Annotated in this window: 25 protein-coding genes and 1 pseudogene; 13 read left to right on the top strand and 13 right to left on the bottom strand. The window is 63.0% G+C overall.

What is annotated here, in order from left to right:
• Positions 1-7 precede the first annotated feature (7 nt).
• A pseudogene (locus ABZ728_RS08195) lies at positions 8-211 on the top strand (transposase); the annotation flags it as partial.
• Positions 212-777: 566 nt separating this feature from the next.
• Complete coding sequence (locus ABZ728_RS08190) at positions 778-1,509, top strand: Crp/Fnr family transcriptional regulator (RefSeq protein ID WP_366655601.1); 732 nt, start codon at positions 778-780, stop codon at positions 1,507-1,509.
• A 10-nt stretch (positions 1,510-1,519) separates the two neighbouring features.
• Here the strand turns inward: ABZ728_RS08190 and ABZ728_RS08185 are convergent, their stop codons facing one another.
• The 4 genes from ABZ728_RS08185 to ABZ728_RS08170 all read right to left on the bottom strand — a co-directional run bounded on the left by ABZ728_RS08185 (position 1,520) and on the right by ABZ728_RS08170 (position 5,990).
• Positions 1,520-2,953, bottom strand: coding sequence for a hypothetical protein (locus ABZ728_RS08185; protein ID WP_366655600.1), 1,434 nt, complete (start codon positions 2,951-2,953; stop codon positions 1,520-1,522).
• Entirely contained in the window at positions 2,937-4,100 is a 1,164-nt protein-coding gene (locus ABZ728_RS08180) for a HAMP domain-containing sensor histidine kinase (RefSeq protein ID WP_366655599.1), read from the bottom strand. The genes ABZ728_RS08185 and ABZ728_RS08180 overlap by 17 nt, the downstream gene beginning before the upstream one ends.
• 171 nt (positions 4,101-4,271) lie before the next feature.
• Positions 4,272-5,462: a magnesium/cobalt transporter CorA gene (corA, locus tag ABZ728_RS08175; RefSeq protein ID WP_366655598.1), complete on the bottom strand. Its 1,191-nt coding sequence runs from the start codon at positions 5,460-5,462 to the stop codon at positions 4,272-4,274.
• Between the two features lie 69 nt (positions 5,463-5,531).
• Complete coding sequence (locus ABZ728_RS08170; protein WP_366655597.1) at positions 5,532-5,990, bottom strand: PAS domain-containing protein; 459 nt, start codon at positions 5,988-5,990, stop codon at positions 5,532-5,534.
• A 231-nt stretch (positions 5,991-6,221) separates the two neighbouring features.
• Here ABZ728_RS08170 and ABZ728_RS08165 point away from each other — a divergent pair, with 231 nt between their 5' ends.
• The 5 genes from ABZ728_RS08165 to hisD all read left to right on the top strand — a co-directional run bounded on the left by ABZ728_RS08165 (position 6,222) and on the right by hisD (position 11,852).
• Positions 6,222-7,358, top strand: a complete 1,137-nt coding sequence (locus ABZ728_RS08165) for an ABC transporter ATP-binding protein (protein WP_366655596.1) — start codon at positions 6,222-6,224, stop codon at positions 7,356-7,358.
• Positions 7,359-7,463: 105 nt separating this feature from the next.
• A complete protein-coding gene (locus ABZ728_RS08160; RefSeq protein ID WP_366655595.1) occupies positions 7,464-8,600 on the top strand; it encodes a PotD/PotF family extracellular solute-binding protein in 1,137 nt (378 codons plus the stop codon).
• Positions 8,601-8,713: 113 nt separating this feature from the next.
• On the top strand, positions 8,714-9,682 hold the full coding sequence (locus ABZ728_RS08155; RefSeq protein WP_366655594.1) for an ABC transporter permease: 969 nt from the start codon (positions 8,714-8,716) through the stop codon (positions 9,680-9,682).
• The gene (locus tag ABZ728_RS08150) at positions 9,679-10,479 is read left to right on the top strand and encodes an ABC transporter permease (protein WP_366655593.1); all 801 of its coding nucleotides are present in this window, start codon (positions 9,679-9,681) and stop codon (positions 10,477-10,479) included. Before ABZ728_RS08155 ends, ABZ728_RS08150 begins: the two co-directional genes overlap by 4 nt.
• A gap of 11 nt (positions 10,480-10,490) precedes the next feature.
• Positions 10,491-11,852 (top strand): histidinol dehydrogenase, encoded by a 1,362-nt coding sequence (gene hisD / locus ABZ728_RS08145; protein WP_366655592.1) that lies wholly within the window; start codon positions 10,491-10,493, stop codon positions 11,850-11,852.
• On the opposite strand, the gene ABZ728_RS08140 is transcribed toward hisD, so the two are convergent.
• Genes ABZ728_RS08140 through ABZ728_RS08130 form a run of 3 tightly spaced genes read right to left on the bottom strand, consistent with a single transcriptional unit; the run spans position 11,833 to position 14,274 of the window.
• Positions 11,833-12,390, bottom strand: coding sequence for a macro domain-containing protein (locus ABZ728_RS08140; RefSeq protein ID WP_366655591.1), 558 nt, complete (start codon positions 12,388-12,390; stop codon positions 11,833-11,835). The genes hisD and ABZ728_RS08140 overlap by 20 nt on opposite strands.
• Before the next feature lie 44 nt (positions 12,391-12,434).
• A complete protein-coding gene (locus tag ABZ728_RS08135; RefSeq protein ID WP_366655590.1) occupies positions 12,435-13,463 on the bottom strand; it encodes an NAD-dependent epimerase in 1,029 nt (342 codons plus the stop codon).
• Positions 13,464-13,473: 10 nt separating this feature from the next.
• Complete coding sequence (locus ABZ728_RS08130; RefSeq protein ID WP_366655589.1) at positions 13,474-14,274, bottom strand: SDR family oxidoreductase; 801 nt, start codon at positions 14,272-14,274, stop codon at positions 13,474-13,476.
• Between the two features lie 280 nt (positions 14,275-14,554).
• On the opposite strand from ABZ728_RS08130, the gene ABZ728_RS08125 reads away from it, so the two are divergent.
• Together ABZ728_RS08125 and ABZ728_RS08120 are read left to right on the top strand one after the other, a co-directional pair.
• Positions 14,555-15,445 carry a cyclic nucleotide-binding domain-containing protein gene (locus tag ABZ728_RS08125; protein WP_366655588.1) on the top strand — a complete coding sequence of 297 codons (891 nt, stop codon included), beginning with the start codon at positions 14,555-14,557 and terminating at the stop codon, positions 15,443-15,445.
• 86 nt (positions 15,446-15,531) lie between these two features.
• Positions 15,532-16,323, top strand: a complete 792-nt coding sequence (locus tag ABZ728_RS08120; RefSeq protein WP_366655587.1) for a cyclic nucleotide-binding domain-containing protein — start codon at positions 15,532-15,534, stop codon at positions 16,321-16,323.
• A 40-nt stretch (positions 16,324-16,363) separates the two neighbouring features.
• On the opposite strand, the gene phoB is transcribed toward ABZ728_RS08120, so the two are convergent.
• The 6 genes from phoB to ABZ728_RS08090 form a co-directional block, all read right to left on the bottom strand.
• Complete coding sequence (gene phoB / locus ABZ728_RS08115) at positions 16,364-17,116, bottom strand: phosphate regulon transcriptional regulator PhoB (RefSeq protein ID WP_366655586.1); 753 nt, start codon at positions 17,114-17,116, stop codon at positions 16,364-16,366.
• Positions 17,117-17,131: 15 nt separating this feature from the next.
• On the bottom strand, positions 17,132-17,851 hold the full coding sequence (gene phoU, locus ABZ728_RS08110) for a phosphate signaling complex protein PhoU (protein WP_366655585.1): 720 nt from the start codon (positions 17,849-17,851) through the stop codon (positions 17,132-17,134).
• A 29-nt stretch (positions 17,852-17,880) separates the two neighbouring features.
• Complete coding sequence (pstB, locus tag ABZ728_RS08105; RefSeq protein WP_366655584.1) at positions 17,881-18,693, bottom strand: phosphate ABC transporter ATP-binding protein PstB; 813 nt, start codon at positions 18,691-18,693, stop codon at positions 17,881-17,883.
• Between the two features lie 10 nt (positions 18,694-18,703).
• A complete protein-coding gene (pstA, locus tag ABZ728_RS08100) occupies positions 18,704-20,005 on the bottom strand; it encodes a phosphate ABC transporter permease PstA (RefSeq protein WP_366655583.1) in 1,302 nt (433 codons plus the stop codon).
• Positions 19,998-21,380, bottom strand: coding sequence for a phosphate ABC transporter permease subunit PstC (gene pstC / locus ABZ728_RS08095; protein WP_366655582.1), 1,383 nt, complete (start codon positions 21,378-21,380; stop codon positions 19,998-20,000). The genes pstA and pstC overlap by 8 nt, the downstream gene beginning before the upstream one ends.
• 175 nt (positions 21,381-21,555) lie before the next feature.
• On the bottom strand, positions 21,556-22,593 hold the full coding sequence (locus ABZ728_RS08090) for a substrate-binding domain-containing protein (RefSeq protein ID WP_366655581.1): 1,038 nt from the start codon (positions 22,591-22,593) through the stop codon (positions 21,556-21,558).
• Positions 22,594-22,754: 161 nt separating this feature from the next.
• On the opposite strand from ABZ728_RS08090, the gene ABZ728_RS08085 reads away from it, so the two are divergent.
• Genes ABZ728_RS08085 through ABZ728_RS08070 form a run of 4 tightly spaced genes read left to right on the top strand, consistent with a single transcriptional unit; the run spans position 22,755 to position 25,040 of the window.
• On the top strand, positions 22,755-23,297 hold the full coding sequence (locus ABZ728_RS08085) for a Na+/H+ antiporter subunit E (protein ID WP_366655580.1): 543 nt from the start codon (positions 22,755-22,757) through the stop codon (positions 23,295-23,297).
• On the top strand, positions 23,294-23,593 hold the full coding sequence (locus ABZ728_RS08080; protein WP_366655579.1) for a monovalent cation/H+ antiporter complex subunit F: 300 nt from the start codon (positions 23,294-23,296) through the stop codon (positions 23,591-23,593). The genes ABZ728_RS08085 and ABZ728_RS08080 overlap by 4 nt, the downstream gene beginning before the upstream one ends.
• Positions 23,590-23,901: a monovalent cation/H(+) antiporter subunit G gene (locus ABZ728_RS08075; RefSeq protein ID WP_366655578.1), complete on the top strand. Its 312-nt coding sequence runs from the start codon at positions 23,590-23,592 to the stop codon at positions 23,899-23,901. Before ABZ728_RS08080 ends, ABZ728_RS08075 begins: the two co-directional genes overlap by 4 nt.
• Positions 23,901-25,040: a hydrogenase subunit MbhD domain-containing protein gene (locus ABZ728_RS08070; RefSeq protein ID WP_366655577.1), complete on the top strand. Its 1,140-nt coding sequence runs from the start codon at positions 23,901-23,903 to the stop codon at positions 25,038-25,040. Before ABZ728_RS08075 ends, ABZ728_RS08070 begins: the two co-directional genes overlap by 1 nt.
• The last annotated feature ends 2 nt before the right edge of the window (positions 25,041-25,042 follow it).

Raw genomic sequence — 25,042 nt, 5'->3', positions numbered from 1 at the left:
TGCGGGAGGCGCGGCACCCAACATCCCGCGCGGGGGCAATCGCCGTTGGAGAAGCTGCTTCTCGCCCTACCTGTACCGCAGCCGCAACGCTGTGGAGCGCATGTTCGGGCGGTTGAAGGATTTCCGCCGCATTGCCTCTCGATACGATCGCCTCGCCGTCAACTTTCTGGCTGCCGTCCAGATTGCCGCCATTGTCGGCTACTGGTTATGAGTCCCGGCCCTAAAGAAACGTCGCCGCCCAGTATGATGGTGTTCGTCACGACATCCCGATCGTCATGCTGGCAGTGGAAGAGAGGGAACATGTGCGCCCAGTCCGGCCAGCCACTTGGTTGCAGGGTGCGCTCACAGTCGCGCCGGTTTTCACGGTAATCCTACTGTTCACCTCGCTACTTTCGCAGCTTGCGGGGTGGCCTGCACTCACGCAGATTAATACCTGGCGCAGAGTATTTTCGAACCGATGACGTCGGGCGGGATGCTTTGGATCGGCGCCGCGACAGCGATGTGCAGGTCGGCGCTCCATCTTCACGATCGCCGTTTGAATGCGCAGCAGCAGTACGCAATATCCCGACAATCTCGGCCACTGGCGATCCTTTCATGGGCTTGCATGCCCGGGGCGGAATGCCCTTTGCATTCAGGCTTGACGAATAGTCGCAGAAATATGATATCGTGCACTGCGTAAGGCCAGTTTTCCGGATCGAATTGACAAATAAAAGACACTTTCCTGTCTATTTTCATTTGGCTGTCAATGACGAAATTAACGTCCAAGGAGTGCCAATATTGACTCCCCTTCAAAGCCCCTTGGCGCGGAAACTCGGAGCTTTTGTCGCCCTTTCCCAAGAGGAAATTTCAGCCCTGGAACTGTTGCATGGTCGTCGCAAGGTGTTCCCGGCCGGTCGCGACATGGTGCATCAAGGTCAGACCAATCAATCCGCCTATATTCTGGCCTCAGGCTGGGTTTGTTCCTACAAGATTCTATCGGACGGCACACGTCAGATCGTCGATTTCCAGATACCCGGCGACTTTCTAGGTCTTCGATCGGTGCTGTTCCGCACCGCCGATCACAACGTCGAGCCCGTCACCAGGGTTGAGGCGTCGGAGGTTCTTGCCAATGATCTGCTCGAAATGTTCAGCAGGACGCCCCGTCTTGCAACCGCCGTGTTGTGGGCCGCGTCGCGGGATGAAGCGATGGTGGTTGAGCATCTGGTGGGTATCGGACGGCGGGATGCAAAGGAGCGCACCGCTCACTTTTTACTCGAACTCGGCGCTCGGCTTAAGCTTGTCGGCCTAGGGTCGACTTCAGCATATGATTGTCCGCTGTCGCAAAATCTGTTGGCAGATGTGCTGGGCCTCACCGCCGTTCACGTCAACCGCGTGCTGCGCGAATTGCGTGAGGATAGCCTGGTTACGTTTCAGCATGGGCAGGTCAGAATCCACGATCTCGAAGGTCTGATGTTGCTCGCGGATTTCGATAAAACCTATCTTGATCACGACGGCCCCTTGCTCAAATGATCAGGCGGCGTCATGCCCCTGGCCACTGTACCATCTGGTCCGGACGGCAGAGTTTTCCGAAGTAGTGAACCTTACCGGGATTGCGGCAACCGGTCAGGGCATTTCGGAAGATCTCCACCGGGTCGCCGACGGGATCGCCACTGGCGTTGGCGGGCGGGCTTGCGAACGCCATGGCGATCGCCCATCCCAGCAGCGCGGTGCTCGCGGTATGGGACGGCGGGAAACCCGGCGGCGGATTGGGAGTCAGCGGCAGGACGAGCGTGGGGCAGCAGAACATCGCCAGCATGACGATATCCAGCCAATCGGGTGCCAGGGCATTCTTCTGGTCGAGCGCCCTGATCAGCGGCTGCCAGACATGGCGTATCTTGCTGTCCAGGAACGCCGCGCGCAGCGGTGTCAGCGTCCAGTCATGCGACACCGTGATAACGCCATCGGCGTAGTCGGCCGTCACCGACACGGTTGACCGGGACGGATGGTAGAGCCAGAACGGGTGGGCGAAGATGTTGTGGAAGGTTGCCTTGATTTCGGCCAGCAGGGCCGGCACGTGGCGGCCTGCGAAGGCCGGATCGAAATAGACGAGTCGGCCGTTATCGTACCAGACATTGGCGTTGTGGGCGTCGCCATGGGCGGTTACTGCCGGGCCGCCATCGAACCGGTCCGGGTGCAGGCTCACAAGTGAGCGTTGAACAACCGTTGCGACCGTGTCGCGGCGTTCCACACCGTTGATGATCCAGCGCGCGGCGGCGAAATCATCCCATCCGATACAGCGCCTGTCCGTTCCCACTGTCGGAAGCTCGACCGGCCGATCCTGATAAAACCGGGCCAGCCGCCCACCTGGCTCGCGGGCGAAAGGCGCGCGTGCGAGACGGTGGTGGAAAAGCTGATGGATCGGTTCCGCCGCTGCCGTTCCCGTCGGGGCCATGTGCAGCGTTTCCAGCATGATGGCGCCGACCTGCCGGTCGAGCGCGGCTTGCGCCCCGGTCAGATCGTCGGCCGGAATGACCGGTTCATGCCCTTCCGCTGCCACACAGAGGTCGGCGAGACGTGGTGTCTGGCGCAGCGGATAGAGGAGGATCTGGCGGCCCACCTCGGTCGATGCATGCGATGGCTGGTCGACCGGGTACCCGGCAGTCGCAAGCAGATCTGCGCGATAATATTCGTCCAGTCCCGCTGCTTCGTCCTCTTCCTGGTGAAACTTGAAGAAATAGGCGGCGCCGGGACCGGTCATGACCGTTCCGTTCAGCGAATTCAGGCTGTAGCCGTCGCGGTTGATCGATACCTGCGCGACATCGAGATCAAACGCTTCGCCGATGAGAGCCGCCAGCACGTTTTGTGCGGCGTCGATCTCACCTGCGATAACCAGGCGCCGGGCCTCGGCAGTAGGTGAAGGCGATGGCGATGAGGGCGTTGGCGGCGGGCGATGACTGTCAGAGAGCGGCGACACGGTCTGGCTTTCCGTTGAAGGCGCCGCCGGAAATGGCGGCGGGGGGCAGGCAGGGTTCCGGCCCCGTGTCCGAAAGGTTTATCGGACTGTCGTCCGGCTGCGCAAGGCGCTGCTGCAATGACGGCGGGAACGAGACGCAGGCTCTGGTGCCGCCCTGAGGTTCATTGGTCAGGGATAGTTCAGCGCCCATGGCATCGCAAAGAGATTTTGCGATTGACAGGCCCAGACCGAAGCCGGCGCCGCTCTGGCGTTCGCCGGATCCGGCGTGGAGGAAGGGCTGGCCGATTGCTTCGGCCACGGCCAACGGGATCCCGGGACCTTGATCGAGGATTTCGAACGTCGTTCGCCCCTGGCCATCCACATGGACTGTAAGATCGACGCGCCGCCCCTTTGGCGTGAATTTGAAAGCGTTGCCCAGAAGATTGAGGAGGACTTGCCGGACGCACTGACGATTGCCCAGAAACCGGGGAAGCTTGCGCGGGGCAGACACGCGCAGGCGCACACCGCTGTCGCGTGCCCGGATCATGGCCGTGGCCAGAAGGTCCCGGACGATGGGGCGCGGATGCAGAGTCGTGACGTCGACCCGGCGATCGGAAGATGTCACCTCTGCGACGGTCAACAGATCGTTGACGAGGTCGAGGAGATGCGTCCCGCTGCGCTTGATCTCGCCAACATATTCCCGATACTTCGGATGGCCGACAGGCCCGAAGGCCTCCGTCTGCATGATCTCGGAAAAGCCGATGACGGCGTTGAGCGGCGTCCGCAGATCGTGACTGACACTGGCAAAAAAATGAAGCCGCGCCTCGTTCGCGCGGTGCGCCGCCGCGAGCGCCGCCCGGCGCTCCTCTGCCAGCGTGTCGAGGCGTGCGACCGCGCGCAGATAAACATAGGTGAACGGCGGCCCGACGATGAGCGGTACGACGATCGGCATGGTCATCGCCATGACGTTGCCCCAGACGCGAAAGCCCAGAGCTGTACAGATCGCCCAACTGACCAGAAACGATGCGACCGTGCCGACAGCGGTCGCCATCGCCGTCGTCGCCCCGGCACCGAAACGGCGCACCAAAGCCGCCAGAAACGCCTCGACGGCGTCGGGACCGGCTGTCTGCTCACTTTCCAGGGGTTCATTGTAGTCGGTCTGCGGCACGTTCATGGCTCCTCGATACCGATGCTGCAGAGGTCCGTCCCCACCGATATCCGGTGTCGCTGGCAACGCCGCGTTGAGCGCGCCGACGGTTTCCATCCGCTATTCGATACCCACGTATACCCAACCGACGATCGGTTTCCGAAACTTTTGTTTGCAATATATTCAAAAGCATTAGAACCAGCGGTTGCGCTTGAACAACCAGATCATGACCCCGGCCAACAGGGCCATGAAGAGCCAGACCAGCGGATAGCCATAATAGGATGTGAGTTCGGGCATGGCGAAGGGGCTGTCGGGATTATGAAAATTCATGCCATAGACGCCGACGATGAATGTCAGCGGCATGAAGATCGTCGCGATGACGGTCAGCGTGCGCATGCTCTCGTTGGTCCGGTTGCTCATGCTGGAAAGATACACATCCAGCAGGCTGGCCGTCATATCGCGATAGCTTTCGATCAGGTCCATGATCTGGATCGTGTGATCGTAGACATCGCGCATCCAGATCAGCGTGTCGCCCGTGAACCGCTCGGCGTGATCGCGCAGCAACTGGTTGATGACATCGCGCGTCGGCCACAGGTGCCGCCGAAGGATGATCAATTCGCGTTTGATGGCATGAAGATCTTCGAGCGTTCTGTTGTCCGGGCGCTCCAGTATTGCGAGTTCCAGCGATTCGATGCGCTCCCCGATGGTGTCGAGGGCGGGGAAGGCGTGGTCGACGGCGGCGTCGATAAGCGCATATAATATATGCTCGGTCGTCGGTTGCGTCGCAGAACCTGGCGCCGCCAGTCGCCGCCTCGTCTCCGCGAACGGGTCATCGCCGGAAGAGCGGGCGCTTTCGGCCCCGGAGCCGAGAACAAAACCGCCGACGATGCTCAGCACGAAGCCGTCGCCGACAAAAATGGACAACTGGCGGATCGAGATTGACCGGTCTTCGTCTTCGGTCGGTATACCAAGGGTAACAGCGAGAATTTCACCGAACGATTCCGCTTTCGGCCGCTGGCCGCCATTGAGGACGTCTTCCTGGGCCAGCGGATGCAATCCGAACTGCGTGCCGATGAGGTGCAGATCATCCGCCGAGGGCGTTCCTTGAATGTCGACCCATGTCAGACTGGCGCCCGCAGGTCCGGCTCCCGCCAGCTCGCCGGGCTTGGCTGGAGCAGAAGCCTTGCCGGCTGGATGCAGCGTCAGGGCGCCAAGCTCATCGGCACCGGAAAGAGTAAGGGAATCGCACTCGCCGTTGGCGAAGATCGCCGCCCGCCAAACGGGAGGCGATCCTGTGTCACGCGGTGTCGTTTCGCTGGGACGCCGCAAGGTGCCGGGCGCCGTGCCCGGGGTATGGTATTGCTTGCCGAACAGTCGCGCCATGCCTGCCTCTTCATGCTTCGTCCGGCCATGGTGCTTGCGCCATGACGAAAGCGGATGTCGCCCGTGATGTCAGATTTGCGCCGGATCGACCGGACGGAAGTGAAAGCCGCAGAACAGCATATCGACGTTTCGCCCGTCAGCGGCCAGCGGCATGATCAGGCGTTCATAGAAAAAGTGGCTGCGCTCCTGTTCGATCATTCTGTAGCGGCCGTAACGCGGCCTTTGGTCGGCGACGGTCAGGGCGTATTCTTCGATGCGGCCGTCATCGACCATGTTGGCGAAAAAACCGCTGACGGTCCATCCGGTGAAGTCGAAGCCCGCTGCTCCGACGACATGGGTGCCGACCAACCGATAGACGAAATCGTCGCTGCCGCCGAGGACATCCAGCAATACGATGTGGGGCAGGGCGGGTCCGAGATCGATGGGGTCGATATCGGCGCGGGATGGGAGTCTGTCCGGGCCGCAGAGCCGTTTCCAATAGGCATGGAGATCCCGCAGTATTGCCGATTCCGGTGCAATGCCGTCCATCCGTGTCTCCGATTTCGGGATCGAGCGTGAGCAGTCGGCCGGACCATGGCACCCCGCGATTCCGGCTATCGGAGCGTAGCAGGAATCGCTGCCGCGTGTAATGGGCGTGATCGGCAACCGGCGGGATCCGGCGGATCTTGTCTATACACACCTTGACGTTCCAATCCCTTCCCGCTCATATATGCGCATTCACAGGCGCGCGGTCGGGTAGGTCGGACAAGGGGGATATCCATGGGGCAGGACGGCAGCCGATGCCGGCCGGAAACCGACAGTTCGACCGGCACCACCGAACCAATGGTGCGTGTCGAAAGCGTGTCCAGGAAATTCGGCACGACGCTGGCGGTCGACGCCGCCCGTTTCGAGGTCGCGAAGGGCGATTTCCTGACGATACTGGGCCCTAGCGGATCGGGCAAGACGACGGTCTTGCGCATGATCGCGGGCTTCCTGCCGCCGACCTCGGGTGAGATCCATATCAATGGCGAGGCGGTTTCCGATCTGCCACCCAACCGGCGGTCGATCGGCATGGTCTTTCAGCGTCTCGCGCTCTTCCCTCACATGACGGCCGCGCAGAATGTCGCCTATCCGCTGAAGATGCGCCGGGCGCCACCGGCCGAAATCGACGACAGGGTCGAGCGGTATCTGGACCTGGTGCAGCTTTCCGGGTACGGAGCCCGTCGCATCCACGAACTGTCGGGCGGGCAGCAGCAACGGGTCGCCATCGCCCGCGCCCTGGTTTTCCAGCCGGATCTGTTGCTGCTCGACGAGCCGCTGGCCGCGCTCGACAAAAAGCTGCGCGAAGACATGCAGTTGGAATTTCGGCGCATCCAGCAGGAACTCGGCGTCACGACAATCAACGTCACGCACGACCAGCGTGAGGCGCTCGTCATGTCGGATCGGGTCGTGGTGATGGACCATGGCCGCATTCAGCAGACCGCAGCCCCGGAAACCGCCTATCGAACGCCGTCCAACCGCTTCGTCGCCGGATTTATCGGCGTGACCAATTTCCTGCCCTGCACCGTGAAATCCGCCGAAGACGGGTGGGCAACCGTCCTGATCGGGCAACGGACCGTCACCGGGCGGACCAGCGCGGATGCCGTCGCCGCCGGCAGCCGGGCCGATGGCGCGCTGCGGGCCGAACAGGTTCGTCTTGTCGATGAACATGCGTCGCTCGACACGGTCGTCGCCGCCACGGTGTCCGAAGCGATCTTCGAGGGCGACCGGGTGGTCTACACCGTTTCGGTCGATGATCTCGATGGCGCCGCCATGCGCGTTTTCGATCACGATCCGCTGGAACATCGCACGCGAAAAGCCGGCGAAGCCGTCCATGTCGGCTGGAACAGCCGCGATCTCATGATCTTTCCGCAATGACCTGCGCCAGGGACCGTCCCCAGGGACCGCGGAAACAGCATCGGCCGGAACGCGTCAGAACAAACCTGAACCCGGAATCAACTGAGAGCAAGGAGGCCTGAATCCATGTCGTCGAAAAACCCCTTCGTCCCCAAACAGCGGTTCATGATGCCGCGCCGCCGGTTCGTGCAGTCCGCCGCATCCATGGGAGCCCTTGGCGCCCTCGGCGCTGGTATTGCCCCGCGTCCGGCATTCGCCGAGGATGTGCCGAAGCCCTCCGAGATCATCGTTCGCGCCTGGGGCGGGATCTGGTCGGAAAGCCTGGCCGAGGGTGTGTCCCGTCCGTTCGAGGAAGCGACCGGAATTGCAGTGCGTCACGATCTGACCGAAGACAATGAAGTCCAGCCCAGGATCTGGGCGGCCGTAGCACAGAACCGCGTCCCGCCGATTCACGTCAACTGGGACACGACGACCAATGCCACCAAGTCGGCGTTGCGCGGCGTCTGCGACGAACTCACCCCCGATGTCGTGCCCAATCTGGAGGGCCTGCTCGGCGCTGCCCAGCCGTCTGGCTTCGAAGGCTTTCCGATCGTCAACTGTTATTCCTATGTCTATGTTTTGGCCTATCGCGAGGAAGCATTCCCCGATGGACCGCCGCAAAGCTGGGACGTGATGCTCGATCCTCAATATCGCGGCCGGGTCGCGATGTATAATGACGGCATCGGCTTCGAGCCGGTCGCGGTCATCATGGGCGGCGGCAGCATGGACGACATTCCGGATAACATGGAGCCGGCCTGGGAATTCTATCGCCAGTTCCGCGAGCAACAGCCGCTGCTGGGCGAGGATCCGGATTTCACCAACTGGTTCCAGCGCGGTGAGATCGACGTTGCCTGCACGATCATCTCCAACGCGCGGTCGGCCAAGCAGGCGGGCATCCCGGTTTCCTGGACCGTCCCCCAGGAAGGCGCGAAATACGACACCGACGCATTGTGGGTGCCGCTCGGCCTGCCCGACAATGAAGCCTATTGGGCCAAGCAGTACGTCAACTTCGCGCTCGCCGGCGAGAACATGGAAACCTGGTGTTCGGGTCTCGGCCTGCCGCCGTTGCGGCCCGGACTGGAGGGGCCCGACGATCTGGTCGGCGATCCCGCCTATCCCCAGACCGAGGAAGACTTCGCCCGGCTGCTGAACATTCCCACCGATATTCTGGTCGAACATCAAAGCGACTGGTTCGCCATGTTCCGCGATATCATGCAGTCCTAGTAATTCGGGAAAGGGGCGGGCGCCTGTTGCGCCGCCCCTTCTTTACCGGTCACCGCGGTCATCCGGCCGGCTTCGGTCCGGCCCATCCATCATTTCAGCGAATCCGAGCCCGCATGACGTCAGCCGCTCAATCCGGCGCCGTAGCGCCGCCCTCGACCCGTGCCAGATGGCGGGCGATCGATGCCATCGACGGCACGCTGCGCCGGCTGTTTCCGCCGCGGGCGCGATGGCTTATCCCTTATGTTTTCCTGGTTCCGGCGGTGCTGATCGTCTTCGTCATCGTCGCCGGCCTATTCTATATCGGCGACAGCAGCCTGCGGGTTCTGGACCGGTCGACATTCACGCAGTCGGACGACTACAGCCTTACCAATTATATCGGCGTCTATGAACGCACGGGCTATCGGTCGGTGCTGCAGCGAACCTTCGTCGGGGCGACGACAGTTACCATCGTCGTGCTGTTGCTGGCGTTTCCCTATGCCTATGCAATGGTGCGCACGACCTCGTCGTTCATGCGCAAATTCCTGCTTTTCAACCTGTTCCTGCCGTTTTTCCTGGGTCAGGTGGTCCGGGCCTATGGCTGGCTGATCATTCTGGGGCAGCAGGGGCTCATGAACAATACACTGGCTCAGTTCGGAATTGGCCCGATCTCGGTGCTCTACACCAACACCGCCGTCACCATCGGCTTGATCCAGTACATGCTGCCGTTCGGTGTGCTGATGCTGGCGCCGGCGCTGACCGCCATCGACGAGGATATCGAGGCCGCTTCGGGCAGTCTGGGCGCGCGATGGTGGGAGACGCTGTGGTATGTCGTCCTGCCGCTGGCGAAGCCCGGCCTCGTCGCCGCGACCGTCGTCGTGTTCACCATTTCGCTGACGGAATTCGCCATCCCGGCCATCCTCGGCGGCGGGACGAACGACTATGTTGCCAATGCGATCTATGACGCGTTCTTCCGGATCAGCGATATGGGCGCAGGTTCGGCGCTTGCCGTCCTTTTGATATTGTTCGGCAGCTTTCTGGTCGCGGTGCTGTTCGCGGTGGCGGGGACGGGCACGATGGGCTTTGTGCGGGAGAGCGACCAATGATGCAATCGGCATTCGCGCGCCGGCTCGTGTGGACAGTGGTGTGGTTCAATATCGTCTTTCTTGGGCTGCCCACTTTCGTCATCCTGGCGGCGTCCTTTACCGCCGGCGAGATCCTGACCTTTCCGCCCGACGGTTTTTCGCTGCGCTGGTACCAGGAACTGCTGGGCATGCGCGACTTTCAGGGCGCGCTGTGGCGCAGTGTCCAGGTCGCCGCCATCTGCACGCTGTTCTCGATACCGGCGGGGACGCTGGCGGCCCTTGCCATGGTGCGCTATCGCCTGCGCTTTGCCCGCACGCTGCAGATCTATTTTCTGCTGCCCTTCACGGTGCCGCTGGTCGTCTCGGGCATCGGCATGATGTTCGTCTTCGGCGAGATCGGCGTACTGGGGCAGCTATGGCCGGTCGGGCTGGCGACCTGCGCGATCAACCTGCCGTTCATGATCTGGTCGGTCAGCGCCTCGGTCAATCGGCTCGACCCTGATCTGGAGAACGCCGCTGCCAATTGCGGCGCGACACCGTTCCAGGCGTTTTTCACCGTCACGGTACCGGCGTTGATGCCGGGCATCATCACCGGCGCCCTGCTGATGTTCATACTGGCCTTCAACGAGTTCATCGTCAGCCTGTTTCTGGTCGATGTGCGCATCGTCACATTGCCGGTATGGATGTATACCTCCATCCGGAACATCATCACGCCTGACCTGGCCGCTGTCGCGGTGGTCTACATCGCCATCGCCGCCGTCGCCATCTTCGTCCTCGACCGGTTGGTCGGGCTGGATATCTTCCTGAAGTCGAAATAGGAGCGTTTGCCATGACCGCCGCCCACCCCGGCCCCGACCCCGTAAACGCTCCGCGGGTTGTCCATCTTCAGGGTTTGCCGCCAGCGGATTATGCCGATCTTCTTTTGCGGACCGAGGGCGATCTGTCGGCCTATCTGGACCCCGTGCGCGAGATCATCGACGCGGTGCGGGAACGGGGCGACGAGGCGCTGGCCGATTTCGCCCGCCGGTTCGACAAGGCGCCGTCGGTCACCGCCGAGACACTCAAGGCCACACCGGCCGACTTCGAGGCCGCCTTCAAATCGGTCGACCCCGAGGTGATCGAGTCCATCCGCTTTGCCATCGACAACATCCGCCGGTTTCATCAGGCCCAGATGCCGGAGGAAATGTGGCTGAAGGAAATGCATCCCGGCGTCTTCGCCGGCGACCGGGTGCGGCCGATCCCGTCAGTGGCCTGCTATGTGCCGCGCGGCAAGGGCTCGTTCCCGTCCGTCGTCATGATGACGACCGTTCCGGCCGTCGTTGCCGGTGTACCGCGCGTCATCGTGCTGACGCCGCCCGGCCCCGACGGCAAGGTCGATGCCGCAACCCTGGTCGCCGCCCGGCTGGCGGGGGTCGAAGATGTCTATAAATGCGGCGGTGCGCAAGGCGTGGCGGCCGTCGCCTATGGCACCGAAACCGTGCCGCGCTGCGTCAAGGTTGTCGGTCCCGGCAGCCCATGGGTTCTGGCGGGCAAGAAATTGCTGGCGGACCGGATCGATCCGGGCATCCCGGCCGGCCCGTCGGAGAGCGTGATTCTGGCCGACGCGACCGCCGATGGCGCGCTGGCGGCGCTCGATCTGCTGGTTGAGGCCGAACACGGGCCCGACAGTTCCGCTTATCTGGTCACCGACAGCCAGGCCGTCGCCGACGCTGCGGTCGCGGCGCTGCCGGGCTATTGGGCGCAAATGGGCGCGGAACGGGCCGGTTTCTCGCAAACCGTCCTTTCGGGACCGCGCGGCGGTATCATCGTAGCGCCGGATTTCAATGCCGCCGTCGCCTTCACCAACGATTATGCGCCGGAACATCTGATGATCCACGGCCGCGAGCCGTTCGCCCATCTCGGCCGGATCGAGAATGCGGGCGAAATTCTATTGGGCGAGTCGACACCGATTCCGTTGGGCAATTTCGTTCTCGGTCCCAATGCCGTGCTCCCGACCGGCCGCAACGCCCGCACCTGGTCGGCGCTGTCGGTATTCGATTATCTGAAGCGCACGTCGGTCGGCTATGTCACCCGCGACGGCTATAAGGCCCTGGCGCCGCACGCCCATCGGCTGGCCGTCTACGAGGGTTTCGAGGCCCATGCCAACGCCGTTTCGCCGCTGCGCGACGAGATCATGAAGCGGGGCCGGTGAAAACGTTGCCGGCGGCGGCGCGGCTTTCGGACTCGTACAGTTCGCAGGCTGCACGGTCGGCCAGAACATGGCGCACCAGGCGCACTTTGCGGCTGTCCGCCAATGCCCGGATGGCCGCCTCGCAGGCGACCGGCGCGGCTTCGTCGACGGGATAGCCGAACGCGCCGGTCGATATGGCCGGAAAGGCGATCGAGGCAATGCCCCGGGCATCCGCCAATTCGATTGCAGCGCGATAGCATTGGGCGAGCAATTCGGCGCTGGGCGTATCGACGCCGTAGACCGGCCCCAGGCAGTGGATGATGTGGGCGTTGGGCATTCCGAAGCCGGGTGTCAGGACAGCCTGACCCGGCGCGATCGGCGCCAAGGGCCGGCACGCCTCGGCAAGTTCGGGCCCCGCCCGGCGGTGAATGGCGCCCGCGACACCGCCGCCGGGCATGAGTTGGGCATTGGCGGCATTGACCACGGCTTCGACGTCGGCCTGATCGGTAATGTCGCCGACCAGACATTCCACTGAGCCTTTCTTGAGATCGATGCGCATTCCGGCCTCCGTCGTGTTTCGGCGCAATCCGGGCAGCGGCGGCTTCAGACGCCGTAATACCCGCGATACCAGTCGATGAAACGGTCGATGCCGACGTCAATCGGTGTCGCCGGCTTATAGCCGATGGCGGCGTCGAGGGCGGTGGTGTCGGCGAAGGTCGCCGGTACGTCGCCAATCTGCATGTCCATCATCTTCTTCTCTGCCTTGCGGCCGAGCTTGTCCTCGATGGCGGTGATAAAATCCATCAGCTGTACCGGTGCGCCATTGCCGATGTTGAATACGCGATACGGGGCGATGCCGCTGCGGCCGGGGTCGGGATTGTCGCCCGCTGCGTCCCATTCGGGGTCGGGCGCCGGCGTCCGGTCGGTGACCCGCACGATTCCCTCGACGATATCGTCGATATAGGTGAAGTCGCGTTTCATATCGCCGTGATTATAAACATTGATCGGCTCGCCGGCCAGAATCGCTTTGGTGAACATGAACAGCGCCATGTCGGGCCGCCCCCACGGACCGTAGACGGTGAAGAACCGCAGCCCTGTCGTCGGCAGGCCGAACATGTGGCTGTAGCTGTGAGCCAGAAGTTCGTTCGCCCGTTTGGTCGCGGCGTAGAGGCTCTTCTGGTGGGACAGACCCTGATGCTCCGAGAACGGCATGGTCGTGTTGGCGCCATAGACCGAACTGGTCGACGCGTAGACCAGATGTCCGACATCGTGCAGTCGGCAGGCTTCGAGCATGTTGAAAAAGCCGGTCAGATTGCTGTCGGCATAGGCACGCGGGTTTTCCAGCGAATAGCGCACGCCGGCCTGCGCCGCCAGATTGATGACCTTTTGCGGCCGATGGCGGTCGAAGGCGGCGAACAGAGCCGACGCATCGGCCAGATTGATCCGTTCCTCGATGAACTGCTCGCCATGCCGGTGAAGGCGCTTCAGCCGGGCTTCCTTCAGCGACGGGTCATAGTAGTCGTTGACGATATCGATGCCGACGACCCGGTGCCCTGCCGCGATCAGCCGTTCGGCGGTATGATAGCCGATAAAGCCGGCCGTTCCGGTTACCAGTATGGTCGAACCCGCCACCTTCGTTCCCCTAAACCGAAGCCATATAGCCACCGTCTACATAGATCACCTGACCGCTGACATACAACGACGCATCCGACGCCAGAAAGATCGCCGAACCGATCAGGTCTTCGAGATTGCCGAACCGGTGTGCCGGAATCTTTGCCAGCATGGACGCCTGCCAGTCCGGGTTGCGATAGAAACCCTCGGTCATGGCTGTTCGAAAATAGCCCGGCGCGATCGCGTTCACGCGGACGCCGCCGGGAAGCCACTCGGTCGACAGCGCCCGCGTCACGCCCAGCAAGCCGGTCTTCGACGCGCCGTAGGGAGTTGCCGTGGGGATGCCGATGCCCGACGCCAGCGAACACATGTTGATGATTGAGCCCCGCTGACGGGCAAGCATGACGCGGCCGACCTCGCGGGCGCAGAAGAATGCGCCGCGCAGGTTGGTGTCGACGATCCTGTCCCACAATTCGTCGTCCACCTCGGTCGACGCGCGGACATCCTCCACGCCGGCATTGTTGATCAGGATATCCGGCGCGCCCAGAGCGGCGACCACCTTCGCCACGGCCGAGGCAATCGCCCCGCTGTCGCGGACATCCATGGCGATCGGCAGCGCCGAGCGGCCCTTTGCCCGGATTGCCTCTGCCGTGGCGTCGAGATCGGTGGCCGACCGGGCCGTGATCGCGACGTCGCAGCCGGCGTTGGCCAAACCGATCGCCAGCGCTGCCCCGATGCCCCGGCTTGCCCCCGTAACCACGGCGATGCGTCCGCCGAGGTCGAACATCCCGGCGGCGTCAACCGTGGGGCGGGCGGTGTCGGGCTGTGTCATTGGTACCTGCCTGGTGCTGAAATCGGACTACTGCCGCAGGATACCATCGCCCTCGTCGAACCGAAACGGCAGGTGTTACGGCTTCGCCAGGCGCGCATTCCCGGCGAAACCATCCGAATACCATGGACGGAGAGAATGCAGCTTGACGTTGAGAAAAATTAGCGTAAAGATTGTAAAAAGTGAGCCGACGACTCGCTTTATGGCTGAGCTGCGGACGGCGGAGATGAAACAGGACCGGTGCGCGCGATGAGGCATCGGACAATGTACTGGGGGAACGGGCATGACCATGGCTGAACTGCGGCGGACCGACACCCGGAATGGTGACGCCACTGTTGCCCAGGTCCAGGCCGATAGTCAGGTCGAGGCCCAGGTTTCCGATGATATCGTCACGCTCGAAGCCGGATCGCTCATCTATGCAAAGGGTGAGGAAAGCAACGCCGTTTATTTCGTTGAATCCGGCACGGTTGAACTGCTGCAAAGCGCCCGTCACACCATGTATGTCGTCGCGCAATTGACCGAGGGTATGATCTTCGGCGAAATGGGCGTATTGCGCAGTCGGCCGCGTTCGGTGACGGCACGGGCCAAGACGAATATACGTCTGCGCAGGGTGTCGAAGGCCGGGTTCTACAATTCGCTGCGCAGCGCCAATGCCATTGCGATGCCGCTGCTGCGCATGCTGTGCGAGCGGCTTGAGGGGGTCAACAGCCGGATCGCGGACGCTCAGCCCTATGGCGTGGGCGTGGAGCGGCGGCGCGTGAAGTCGATTACACTCGCGCCCGGCTGCAATATGGTCAAGGGCATGCTCGGCCGGCAGATGGTGCGCATCGACGCCTATCCTTATCGGGTCGGCCGACGGGCGAATCGCGGCGACGTCTATCTGTCGGATCGGCAGCTTCTGCTCCCCGACGTCAAAACCACGTCTTCGATGCTGTCGTCCTCGGAGTCGCCGAGGCGGATATTCCACCTCGCACGGAATCATTTCATGGTCGCCGATCTCGACGGCCGGCTGGTCGTTCAGGACATGGGCACACCGACCGGAACGATCGTCAACGGGACCGCCATCTCACGATTCAAACATGCCGGCACGGCGGCGCTGGATGTGGGCCGGAACGAGATCGTCGCCGGGACCAGCGATTCGCCCTTCTGCTTCTGCATTGACGTCCAGGTCTAGCGCCGTCCGGGATGGCCCGAATGATACCGGATGCCCGATTGCTGAATGCCCAGGCCGACGGAACGACACCCGAGACGAGGTGACCCATGGAACCCGACAAGCCGCTCCGCGTTCGGGAAACCCGTCATGGCAAGACGTTCACCCTGGCGCCGCACTCAGTCATCTACGAGCAGGGCAGCGAAAGCGATGCCGTCTATCTGATTCAGGAGGGACGGGTGGAATTGCTGCGCAGCAACCAGCAGGACAGTGTGGGGGTCGGCATCCTCGAAAAGGGCGGAATTCTGGGTGAAATGGGCGTGCTGCGTGGCGTCCCCAGATCGACGACCGCACGCGCTCTGACGGAAGTGTCGCTTCACATGGTGACGCGGGAGCGGTTTCTGAAATCGCTGGACAGCGTGTCCAGCCTGACATTGCCGGTTCTGCGCACGCTGACCGAACGACTTCACGAGGCAAACGGCACCCTGGCCCGAATGCAGCCCTTTGGCCGCGGCGTTGCGCTGAAGCATGTGCGCACGATCACCATTCTGCCCGGTTCGTCGCTGACCCAGTGGCGCCTGGGGGTTCATGGCTTCGAGGTCGAGCACCTTCCCTATATCGTCGGCCGTGCTTCCGATGGCCTGCCGGCACGGCTAAGCGAGGGCGGCATGACCATTGAGACCGATGAGACGGATCCCCTTGAGGAAGAGCATTTCGGCTTGTTCGAACTGAACGGCCGACTGGTAATCCATGATCTCGGCAGCGACGGCGGCACGACGGTCAATGGCGAAACGGTGTCGCGAGGCGCCTATGCAGGGACAGCCGGCTTGATCAATGGCGATAACGAAGTTGCCGCCGGGCCGGGGTCCAGTCCCTACCGGTTCATCATCCGGGTAACGTGAAACCGCCGGATCTCCCCGGCGGTTCGGCAGCTCGCGCTGGTCATGAACCCTGCTCGTCGCTGTCATCGATCTGTTTGGGGCGATCCAGGGCATAGCCGGCCGACCGCACCGTGCGAATAATGTCTGGCAGATCGCCGTCATTGATCGCCTTGCGCAATCGGCGGATGTGCACGTCGACGGTCCGGGGCTCGACATAGACGTCGTGGCCCCAGACGACATCCAGCAGTTGTTCGCGCGAGAAGACGCGGCCCGGATACTGCATGAAATGCCGCAGCAGCCTGAACTCGGTCGGACCCAGATGGATGTCCCGTCCGGCACGGGTGACGCGGTGCGCGACGAGATCCATGCGCGTGTCGCCGAATTCAAGCGAATCCTCGTTCGACGACGGCCCGGTGCGGCGCAGGACCGCGCGGATGCGCGCCATCAGTTCAACGATCGAGAACGGCTTGGAGATATAATCGTCCGCCCCGGAATCGAGTCCGCGAATGCGGTCGGCTTCCTCGCCGCGCGCGGTCAGCATGATGACCGGGATGTCGCGCGTTTTCGCGCCCCGCCTGAGTTGGCGGCAGATATCGAGGCCCGATTTGTGCGGCAGCATCCAGTCGAGAATTATGATTGCCGGATTATGCTCGCCCGCGGCGACGACGGCTTCGTCACCGTCTGCCACCGACTGAACGGTATAGCCCTCGCGCTCAAGATTGTAAGTCAGCATGATGACGAGGTCTTCTTCGTCCTCAACGATGAGGACGGTTTGCCGACCGCTTGACCGGCCCGCCTTATCCCCTCCGTCCATGATATTTGTCCGCCTTTATTTGTCTTGCGAGGGATTGACGACTTCGTAGCTGCTGTTGTCGCCCTTTGGCCGGTCGTCGGCCATGGTTCGTCCGGTGATCTGGAAATGAACCGTTTCCGCGATGTTGGTCGCGTGGTCACCGATGCGTTCGATATTCTTGGCGATGAAGAGAAGATGGGTGCAGGGCGTGATCATGCGCGTGTCTTCCATCATATAGGTCAATGTCTGGCGGAAGAGCGCGGTATAGAGGTCGTCGAGTTCTTCGTCCCGCCGCCAAGCGTCGATTGCCCGGTCCACGTCGAGATCGATATAGGCATCGAGGACGTCCTTGATGATCCCTTGCGCCAGGCGGCCCATGCGCGGCACCGCACGCACCGGCTCGACTGCCGGCACCTGGGCCAGGGCGATCGAGCGTTTGGCGATATTGGCGGCGTAGTCGCCGATCCGCTCCAGATCGCTGGCGATTTTCAGGGCCGAAAGGACCTCGCGCAGATCGTTGGCCATGGGCTGACGCAGAGCGAGCACCCGCACGGCTTCGGCATTGATCGTCGCTTCGAATTCGTCGATCTGCTTGTCGCCGGCGATGACGTCCGGCGCGCTGTCGCCGTCGCGTTTGCCAATGCAGTGAATGGCCGCCTCGAACTGCGCTTCCGCGGCGCCGCCCATGCGATAGATGTGCTGCTTGAGCTTTTCCAGCTCCTTGTCGAAGGATTTCGACGTGTGGTCTGTCGCCATGGATCTCTCGTCCCCTGGAATCTGTTCGCTCAGCCGAACCGCCCTGTGATGTATTGCTCGGTCATCTTTTCGCGCGGATTGGTGAATATCTGGCTCGTCTCGCCCACCTCGATCACCTTGCCCATATGGAAAAATACCGTTCGTTGCGAGACCCGGGCCGCCTGCTGCATGGCGTGGGTGACCATCACGATCGTGAAGTTTTCCCGAAGCTCGTCGATCAGTTCCTCGATCCGGGCCGTTGCAATCGGGTCGAGCGCCGAACAGGGTTCGTCCATCAGGATCACCTGCGGCTCGACGGCGATTGCCCGCGCGATGCACAGGCGTTGCTGCTGGCCGCCGGAAAGGCTGGTGCCCGGCGCATCAAGGCGGTCCTTGACCTCGTCCCAGAGACCGGCACGGCGCAGGCTGCGTTCGGCGATCGCCTCGAATTCGGCCTTGGTATTCGCAAGGCCGTGGATGCGCGGGCCGTAAACGACGTTCTCCAGGATCGATTTGGGGAACGGGTTCGGTTTCTGGAAAACCATCCCGACCCTGGCGCGCAAAAGCACCGGATCGACGCTGCGGTCGTAGATGTCCTGACCGTCAATGGTGATCAGGCCTTCGACCCGGGCGGTAGCGATGATGTCGTTCATCCGGTTGAGGCAGCGCAGGAACGTTGACTTGCCGCAGCCGGAAGGGCCGATGAACGCGGTCACTTCGTGCTGGTTGATCGACAGCGAGACGTCGTGCAGCGCCTGGGTCTCGCCATAGAAGACGTTGACGCCGTTGGCGGCGATCTTGACCGGGTTGTCGGTCGCGGCGGCTGGTTCGGATACATGCGTTTGCGGGAGGGCGGATTGCATCGTCATTGGCCTACCATCTGTTCTCGAATTTGCGGCGCATGAATATCGCAATGGCGTTCATGCAGATCATGAAGCACAGAACGACGAGGATCGCGGCCGACGTGCGCGACGTGAAGCCTCGTTCCGGACTGTCGGCCCAGATGTAGATCTGGGTCGGCAGAGCCGTCGACGGACTGAACATGCTGTCCGGCGCCGACGTGATGAAGGCGTTCATTCCGATCAACAGCAACGGCGCCGTCTCGCCCAGCGCCTGCGCCAGCCCGATGATCGTGCCGGTCAGGATGCCGGGCATGGCGAGTGGCAGCACATGATGCAGCACTGTCTGCAACCGCGATGCGCCAACCGCCAGTGCGGCCTCGCGGATCGATGGCGGCACGGCCTTCAACGCGTTGCGCGTGGCGATGATGATGGTCGGCAACGTCATCAGTGACAGCACCATGCCGCCGACCAGCGGGGCGGAGCGCGGCAGCCCGAAGAAATTCAGGAACACGGCCAGACCGAGCAGGCCGAACACGATCGACGGCACGGCAGCGAGGTTATTGATGTTGACCTCGATCAGGTCCGTCCATCGGTTCTTCGGTGCGAACTCTTCCAGATAGATCGCCGCCGAAACTCCCACCGGAAAACTGATCAGAAAGCAGACGAGCAGGGCGTAGAACGAGCCGATCAACGCCCCTTTGAGGCCGGCGAGTTCCGGATGCCGGCTATCGGCGCTGGTCAGGAGCGCCCAGTTCAGGGGCCGCGAGATTGCGCCGTCGTCGGCCAACTGGTCGAACCAGACAATCTGCTGGTCGGTTACGCGGCGCCTGTCCTCCGGCGTGTCTCTCTGAACGAGGCCCTTGGCAAGCTGGTCGAAAGGATCGGAAACGGGGACCATTATGGCGATGGTGCTGCCGATCAGTGATGGATCGCCAACGATGCGGTCGCGCAGCGCCAGGGGGGCGCCGGCCGACAGCATATCGGTCAACGCGCGTTCGTCCTCGGCCGCCACTGTCGGAAACTGTTCCAGCAGTGCGGTGCGCGCCATCTGGCGATAATCGCCGTCGCCGGGAGAGGCCGGGTCCACGGCATCGGCCGGTATCTCGACCGTCAGGTCGAGATGCGTCTGGGTCAGCGCATGATAGCCGGTGGCGATCATGGAGCCGATCAGCGTGCCCAGGATAAGCAACGCGATCGCGATCGCGGAAATGCCATAGGCCTGGAAGCGCCAGTTCTTCGCATAGCGCCGTTTCAGGCGTCGTTCGGCGGCCGACGGCCCGCTTTGCGGCGAGGCTGCCACCGTCGTGCCGGTCCGGTGTGTGATATCAGTCATATTGTTCCCGATACTTTTTCACCGTTCGCAAGGCGACGATGTTCAGTGACAGGGTCGACAGGAATAGAACCAGCCCCAGCCCGAAGGCCGACAGTGTCTTTGGATTGTCGAATGCCGTATCGCCGATCAGAAGGGTGACGATCTGCACCGTTACCGTCGTTACGCCCTCAAGCGGGTTGAGCGTGAAGCGTGCGGTCAGACCAGCGGCCATGACGACGATCATGGTTTCGCCGATCGCACGGCTGACGGCCAGCAGAACGCCTCCGACGATGCCCGGCAGGGCGGCCGGCAGCAGCACGCGGGTGATGGTTTCGGTGTTGGTGGCGCCCATCGCCAGCGATCCCTCGCGCAGCGAGCGGGGAACGGCATTGAGCGCGTCGTCGACGAACGACGATATGAACGGTATGAGCATGAAGCCCATGACGCCGCCGGCGGCCAGGGCGCTGTTGGAGGCCACGTCCAGGCCCAGAATCGTGCCGTACCGACGCAGGGCCGGGGCGATCACCAGCACCGCGAAAAAGCCGTAGACGATCGTCGGCACCCCGGCCAGAATTTCCAGAGCCGGCTTCAGAATGCTCCGGATCGACCGCGAAGCGAACTCCGCCATGTAGACGCCCGACAAGATGCCGATCGGAATGGCGACCGTCATGGCGATGATGCTGATGAAAATGGTGCCCCAGAACACGGGCAGCGCCCCGAATGCTCCCAGTCCGGCGACCTGATCGTCGCGTATCGGAATCTGCGGTTCCCAGTTCAGGCCGAACAGGAATTCAAGCGGCGGAACGCGGGCGAAGAACCGGCTGCTTTCGAAGACCAGCGCCGTGACGATACCGATGGTGGTCAGAATCGCCGCCAGGGCCGCAATAAGAAGCAGGGTCGTGATCGTCCGCTCGACCCTGTTGCGTGCACGCATGGACGGTGCGATCTGGCGCTGTGCGAACAGGAGGCCGAAGCTTGCGGCGGCGAGCCCGACGACGATCGCCGCCCATGACGACAGGGCTTGCAGCGTACCGTAAAACGCGGCGGCCTCGCGCAGATAGGGTTCCGGTTCACCGAATATCTGGCCGTGGTAGATTGAAATGATTTCGCCAGCCAGAAGACTCATTTGCCCCGGATTCAACAACGCCACCTGGTCGGCCGGAAGGCTGGCCAAAACGATGAGCTGGACGATCGTCTCGTCGAACGCCAGCCAGAGCAGGACGAAAACCAGCGAGGGTATGGCACACCACAGCGCGACGTAGGCCCCGTAATATTGCGGGCGCGAATGCAGGGCTGCGTTCGCGGCGCGTGCCTTGCCGATGGCCCGCTTGCGGCCGGTCATGTAGGCGATGGCGGTCAACAGAAAGATCAGGCCGAATGTCAGGGATGTCACCATGGCGTGTGAGCCCTTGGAAATGGCGAAAGGTTCGTAAAATGACGATCCATTGGTCCGTCAACGCAAAGTGGGTATCGAACAAGACAGCACGATGAAAAAACGCCGATCGGTTCGGCCACCTTTGAGGTGACCGAACCGGCGGGGGGTACCCGATACGAGGACCCCGGACAAGACTTTAGTAGCGGTCCATGTGCGTGCCGTTCATAGCGGCCTCGCGAACCTCTTCACGGCGCGCTTCCGGCAGCGGAACAAGGCCACGCTCCTCAAGATAGCCACCATTGCCGAAGGCCTCTTCGGACAAATACTCGGCAATGAATTCTTCCATGCCCGGAATGGCCTCACGGTGCGCGTTCTTGATGTAGAAGAACAGCGGACGCGAAATGCCGTAGCTGCCGTCGGCAATCGTGTCGGGGTTCGGCGAAACGCCGCCGACCGTCACGGCCTTGAGCGCGTCCTGATTCTCGTAAAGGAACGAGTAGCCGAAGATGCCGACCGTGGCAGAGTCTTCCTGGAGGCGCTGGACGATCAGGTTGTCGTTCTCGCCGGCTTCGACGAAGGGGCCGTCGGTGCGCATGCGTGCGCAGACGTCTTCCTGCTCGTCGCCTTCAAGCGCGGCGATCGCCGGAAATTCCATGCAGCCTTCTTCCATCGCCAGTTCGACGAAGGCGTCGCGGGTGCCGGATGTCGGCGGCGGACCGAAGACTTCGATGTCCATATCGGGCAGGTCGCTGTTGATCTCGGACCAGTTGGTGTAGGGATTGTCGACGATTTCGCCGTCAACCTCGACCTGCGCGGCCAGGGCCTGGAAGATTTCGGCCTTGGTCAGATCGAAATCCGGGCCGTCGACCGAGATCGCGAGCGACAGGCCGTCGCTGCCGATCTGGACTTCGGTGATGCTTTCGACGCCGTTTTCCTGGCACAGATCGTATTCCGACTGGGTCATGGCCCGCGACGCGCCGGTGATGTCGGGATTGTCGACGCCGACGCCCTGACAGAAGATCTGCATGCCGCCGCCGGAGCCGGTCGACTCAACGACGGGGGACGGGAAGTCGGTGCTGTTGGCGAAGACTTCCGCCACGGCTTGCGTATAAGGGAACACCGTCGACGAGCCGACGATGGAAATCTGATCGCGGGTCTGGGCGTCGGCCGTGCCGGCAAGGGCGACGCCGGCAACCGCGAGCGCGGCGGCGCTGGCATAGGTCCTGAATTTCACGGATTTCTCCATTGGCCTGTAATGTGGGTTCGGCGAAGCGCGTTGTCACTTCCCTGATTGAACGCCGCGGACTATACAGAGGGTCTGTAATGGATATATTTCGTTTCCATTACTGTTTTGTGACAGTCGCTCCCGCACGCGATCCAACGAGATCCTTAGCCATGGGACACCTCATTTCGCGCCGCCCCGAGCCGGCCACCGTTCGCCGGTATGCGGCGGTTGCGACCGTCTGTGCGGCGGTCTGGCTGGTGCTTACCGGCGGTGCCGCATCGATGCTGGTGCCTGGAATCGCGGTGGCCGCGGCGGCTGCCGGACTCGTGGTCCTTGCAGTGCCGAGTCCGGGGCCGGAATCCGGGCCACGCTCTGGCCCCCACCTGTCGCCGATACGGTTCCTTGCCTGGATACCGGGTTTTCTCTGGCGCGCCCTGGCTGGCGCGGTCGATGTCTCCGGGCGTGTTCTGGCCCCGCGCCTGAACATAACGCCGCGTTTAACCGATATTCCAACGTCGACACCGGATGGATGGCCGCGGGCGTTGTTCACCGGTGTCGTCAGTCTGGTGCCGGGGTCGCTGACGGCGGGCAGCGCGGGCGACCGGGTCCGGGTCCACGTTCTCGTCGATGACCCGTCGATCGTTGCCGGGGTGCACGAAGAAGAGCGGCGGATACGCCACATGACAAGGGGATCATTAAGGGGCCGCCGATGAGCGCATTTCTTTATGTCGTCGCGACGATCCTGCTGTTGTCCATTGGCGTCGGGCTGATCAGGGTCCATCGGGGACCGGGGCCGGGCGATCGCATGCTGGCGGTCCAACTGTTCGGAACAACGGGCATCGCCATATTGTTGATACTGGGAATCGCGACGGGTGAAGAGGCGGCGATCGACGCGGCCTTGATCCTCGGCTTGCTCGCCGCGGTAACCGGCCTGGCGCTGGCCAGATCCGGTCTGGCGATGCAGGAAAGCCGGTCGGAAACAGCCGAACCGGGGGAGGAGCAACCATGATCGCCATCGTCGCCGTGCTCCTGCTGGTCGCCGGCACCGGTTTCTTTCTGGTCGGAACGCTCGGGATTTTGCGGCTGCCGGACCTGCTCAGCCGCCTGCACGCATTGACCAAGGCCGATACCGTCGGCCTGGGACTGATCGTCCTCGGCCTCTGCCTTCTGTCGGGCGAATTCGCCACTATCGTCAAGCTGGTGCTGATCTGGGGTCTGGCGCTGGTGTCGGCGGCGACGGTCTCGCAGCTCGTCGCGGCGCGCGTCGCCGTTGACCCGGGTCGGTCCGACACCGATCGGCCCGGGGCCGATAGCTGATGGCGGACGCCGCTGAGGACATCCTTGCCGCGACGATCGCCGACAGCGGCGCGGCGTTCGATATTGCGCTGGCGTCCCTGCTGCCGGTGCTGGCGTGGGCCGCACTGGCCCACCCGCGCATCATGGCCGGCGTGATGCTGTTCATCAGCTATGGCATCATCCTGTCGCTGGCGTGGTTCCGGCTCGATGCCCCGGATATCGCCGTGGCCGAGGCAGCGATCGGCGCGGGACTGACGGGCGTCCTGCTCATCGGTACCCTGGCACGGCTGGGGCACATCGCGCGGTCGCCCGAAGGGGCGACGCCGCGCGACGCCGTCGACATCGACGAATCGGCGGGGCGGAGCGAACGGTGGGCCGGTGGTATGGCCGTCCTGTTGCTCGCGCTAGGCATCGGGGGTGTCGGGCTGATTGGTTTTGCCGAATTCACCGATCTGGCCGTGACCGGATCTGCCGGGGTGGACAGCGCCGGAACGCTGGCGCTCGCCCAGACCGAAGCGACCGGACTCGGCAATGCGGTCAATGCCGTCCTGCTGAGCTTTCGTGTGCTGGATACGCTGCTTGAGAAGAGCATTCTGATGATTGCGCTTCTGGGTGTCGTGCTGGTCGGCGCCGATGGCAGACCAGCCGCCGAGGCACCATCGGCAGCGCAGTATCATCGCGTTCCCCGCGACAGCAACGCGGCACTGGGCTTGCTGACGACCGTCATCCTGCCCGTGGCGCTTGTGACGGCGGGCTATCTGGTGGCGATCGGCGCCGATCGGCCCGGGGGCGCCTTTCAGGGCGGGACGGTTGCCGCCGCCGGGCTGATCGTGGCTGTCCTTTCCGGGCGGCTTCGCCACCCTGCGGCCGGGTCGCGGCTCGTGACCGCCACGGTGTCGGCCGCGATCGCCGTGCTGGCGGCGGTGCTGGCGATCGCGTCGGTCGTTGGGCCGGGTTTCGGCGGCATTCCGTTCATCGGCGGCGATCAGAAGGTGGTGATCATTGCGGTCGAGATCGCCCTGACCGTCGGGATAGCAGTGGTCCTGGCGGCCCTGGCGCTGGGAGACCGCGAGCGGTGGCCGCAGATGCGCGATGCCGATACGACAAGCGTCAACGAGTCCGGCACCGACCCGTCCGACGGTCGGGATCGCGACGCATAGGA

Origin of the sequence: Fodinicurvata sp. EGI_FJ10296, from assembly GCF_040712075.1 — a bacterium.
Taxonomy (GTDB): domain Bacteria; phylum Pseudomonadota; class Alphaproteobacteria; order DSM-16000; family Inquilinaceae; genus JBFCVL01.
This window is presented reverse-complemented; position numbering and strand designations above follow the sequence as displayed.

Coding starts and splice junctions, on each gene's coding strand:
- corA (WP_366655598.1), bottom strand. CDS start 5,462: ATGGCGCGACTGTTCGGCAAGCAATACCATACCCCGGGCACGGCGCCC.
- ABZ728_RS08170 (WP_366655597.1), bottom strand. CDS start 5,990: ATGGACGGCATTGCACCGGAATCGGCAATACTGCGGGATCTCCATGCC.
- ABZ728_RS08165 (WP_366655596.1), top strand. CDS start 6,222: ATGGGGCAGGACGGCAGCCGATGCCGGCCGGAAACCGACAGTTCGACC.
- ABZ728_RS08160 (WP_366655595.1), top strand. CDS start 7,464: ATGTCGTCGAAAAACCCCTTCGTCCCCAAACAGCGGTTCATGATGCCG.
- ABZ728_RS08155 (WP_366655594.1), top strand. CDS start 8,714: ATGACGTCAGCCGCTCAATCCGGCGCCGTAGCGCCGCCCTCGACCCGT.
- ABZ728_RS08150 (WP_366655593.1), top strand. CDS start 9,679: ATGATGCAATCGGCATTCGCGCGCCGGCTCGTGTGGACAGTGGTGTGG.
- hisD (WP_366655592.1), top strand. CDS start 10,491: ATGACCGCCGCCCACCCCGGCCCCGACCCCGTAAACGCTCCGCGGGTT.
- ABZ728_RS08140 (WP_366655591.1), bottom strand. CDS start 12,390: ATGCGCATCGATCTCAAGAAAGGCTCAGTGGAATGTCTGGTCGGCGAC.
- ABZ728_RS08130 (WP_366655589.1), bottom strand. CDS start 14,274: ATGACACAGCCCGACACCGCCCGCCCCACGGTTGACGCCGCCGGGATG.
- ABZ728_RS08125 (WP_366655588.1), top strand. CDS start 14,555: ATGACCATGGCTGAACTGCGGCGGACCGACACCCGGAATGGTGACGCC.
- ABZ728_RS08120 (WP_366655587.1), top strand. CDS start 15,532: ATGGAACCCGACAAGCCGCTCCGCGTTCGGGAAACCCGTCATGGCAAG.
- phoB (WP_366655586.1), bottom strand. CDS start 17,116: ATGGACGGAGGGGATAAGGCGGGCCGGTCAAGCGGTCGGCAAACCGTC.
- phoU (WP_366655585.1), bottom strand. CDS start 17,851: ATGGCGACAGACCACACGTCGAAATCCTTCGACAAGGAGCTGGAAAAG.
- pstB (WP_366655584.1), bottom strand. CDS start 18,693: ATGCAATCCGCCCTCCCGCAAACGCATGTATCCGAACCAGCCGCCGCG.
- pstA (WP_366655583.1), bottom strand. CDS start 20,005: ATGACTGATATCACACACCGGACCGGCACGACGGTGGCAGCCTCGCCG.
- pstC (WP_366655582.1), bottom strand. CDS start 21,380: ATGGTGACATCCCTGACATTCGGCCTGATCTTTCTGTTGACCGCCATC.
- ABZ728_RS08085 (WP_366655580.1), top strand. CDS start 22,755: ATGGGACACCTCATTTCGCGCCGCCCCGAGCCGGCCACCGTTCGCCGG.
- ABZ728_RS08080 (WP_366655579.1), top strand. CDS start 23,294: ATGAGCGCATTTCTTTATGTCGTCGCGACGATCCTGCTGTTGTCCATT.
- ABZ728_RS08075 (WP_366655578.1), top strand. CDS start 23,590: ATGATCGCCATCGTCGCCGTGCTCCTGCTGGTCGCCGGCACCGGTTTC.
- ABZ728_RS08070 (WP_366655577.1), top strand. CDS start 23,901: ATGGCGGACGCCGCTGAGGACATCCTTGCCGCGACGATCGCCGACAGC.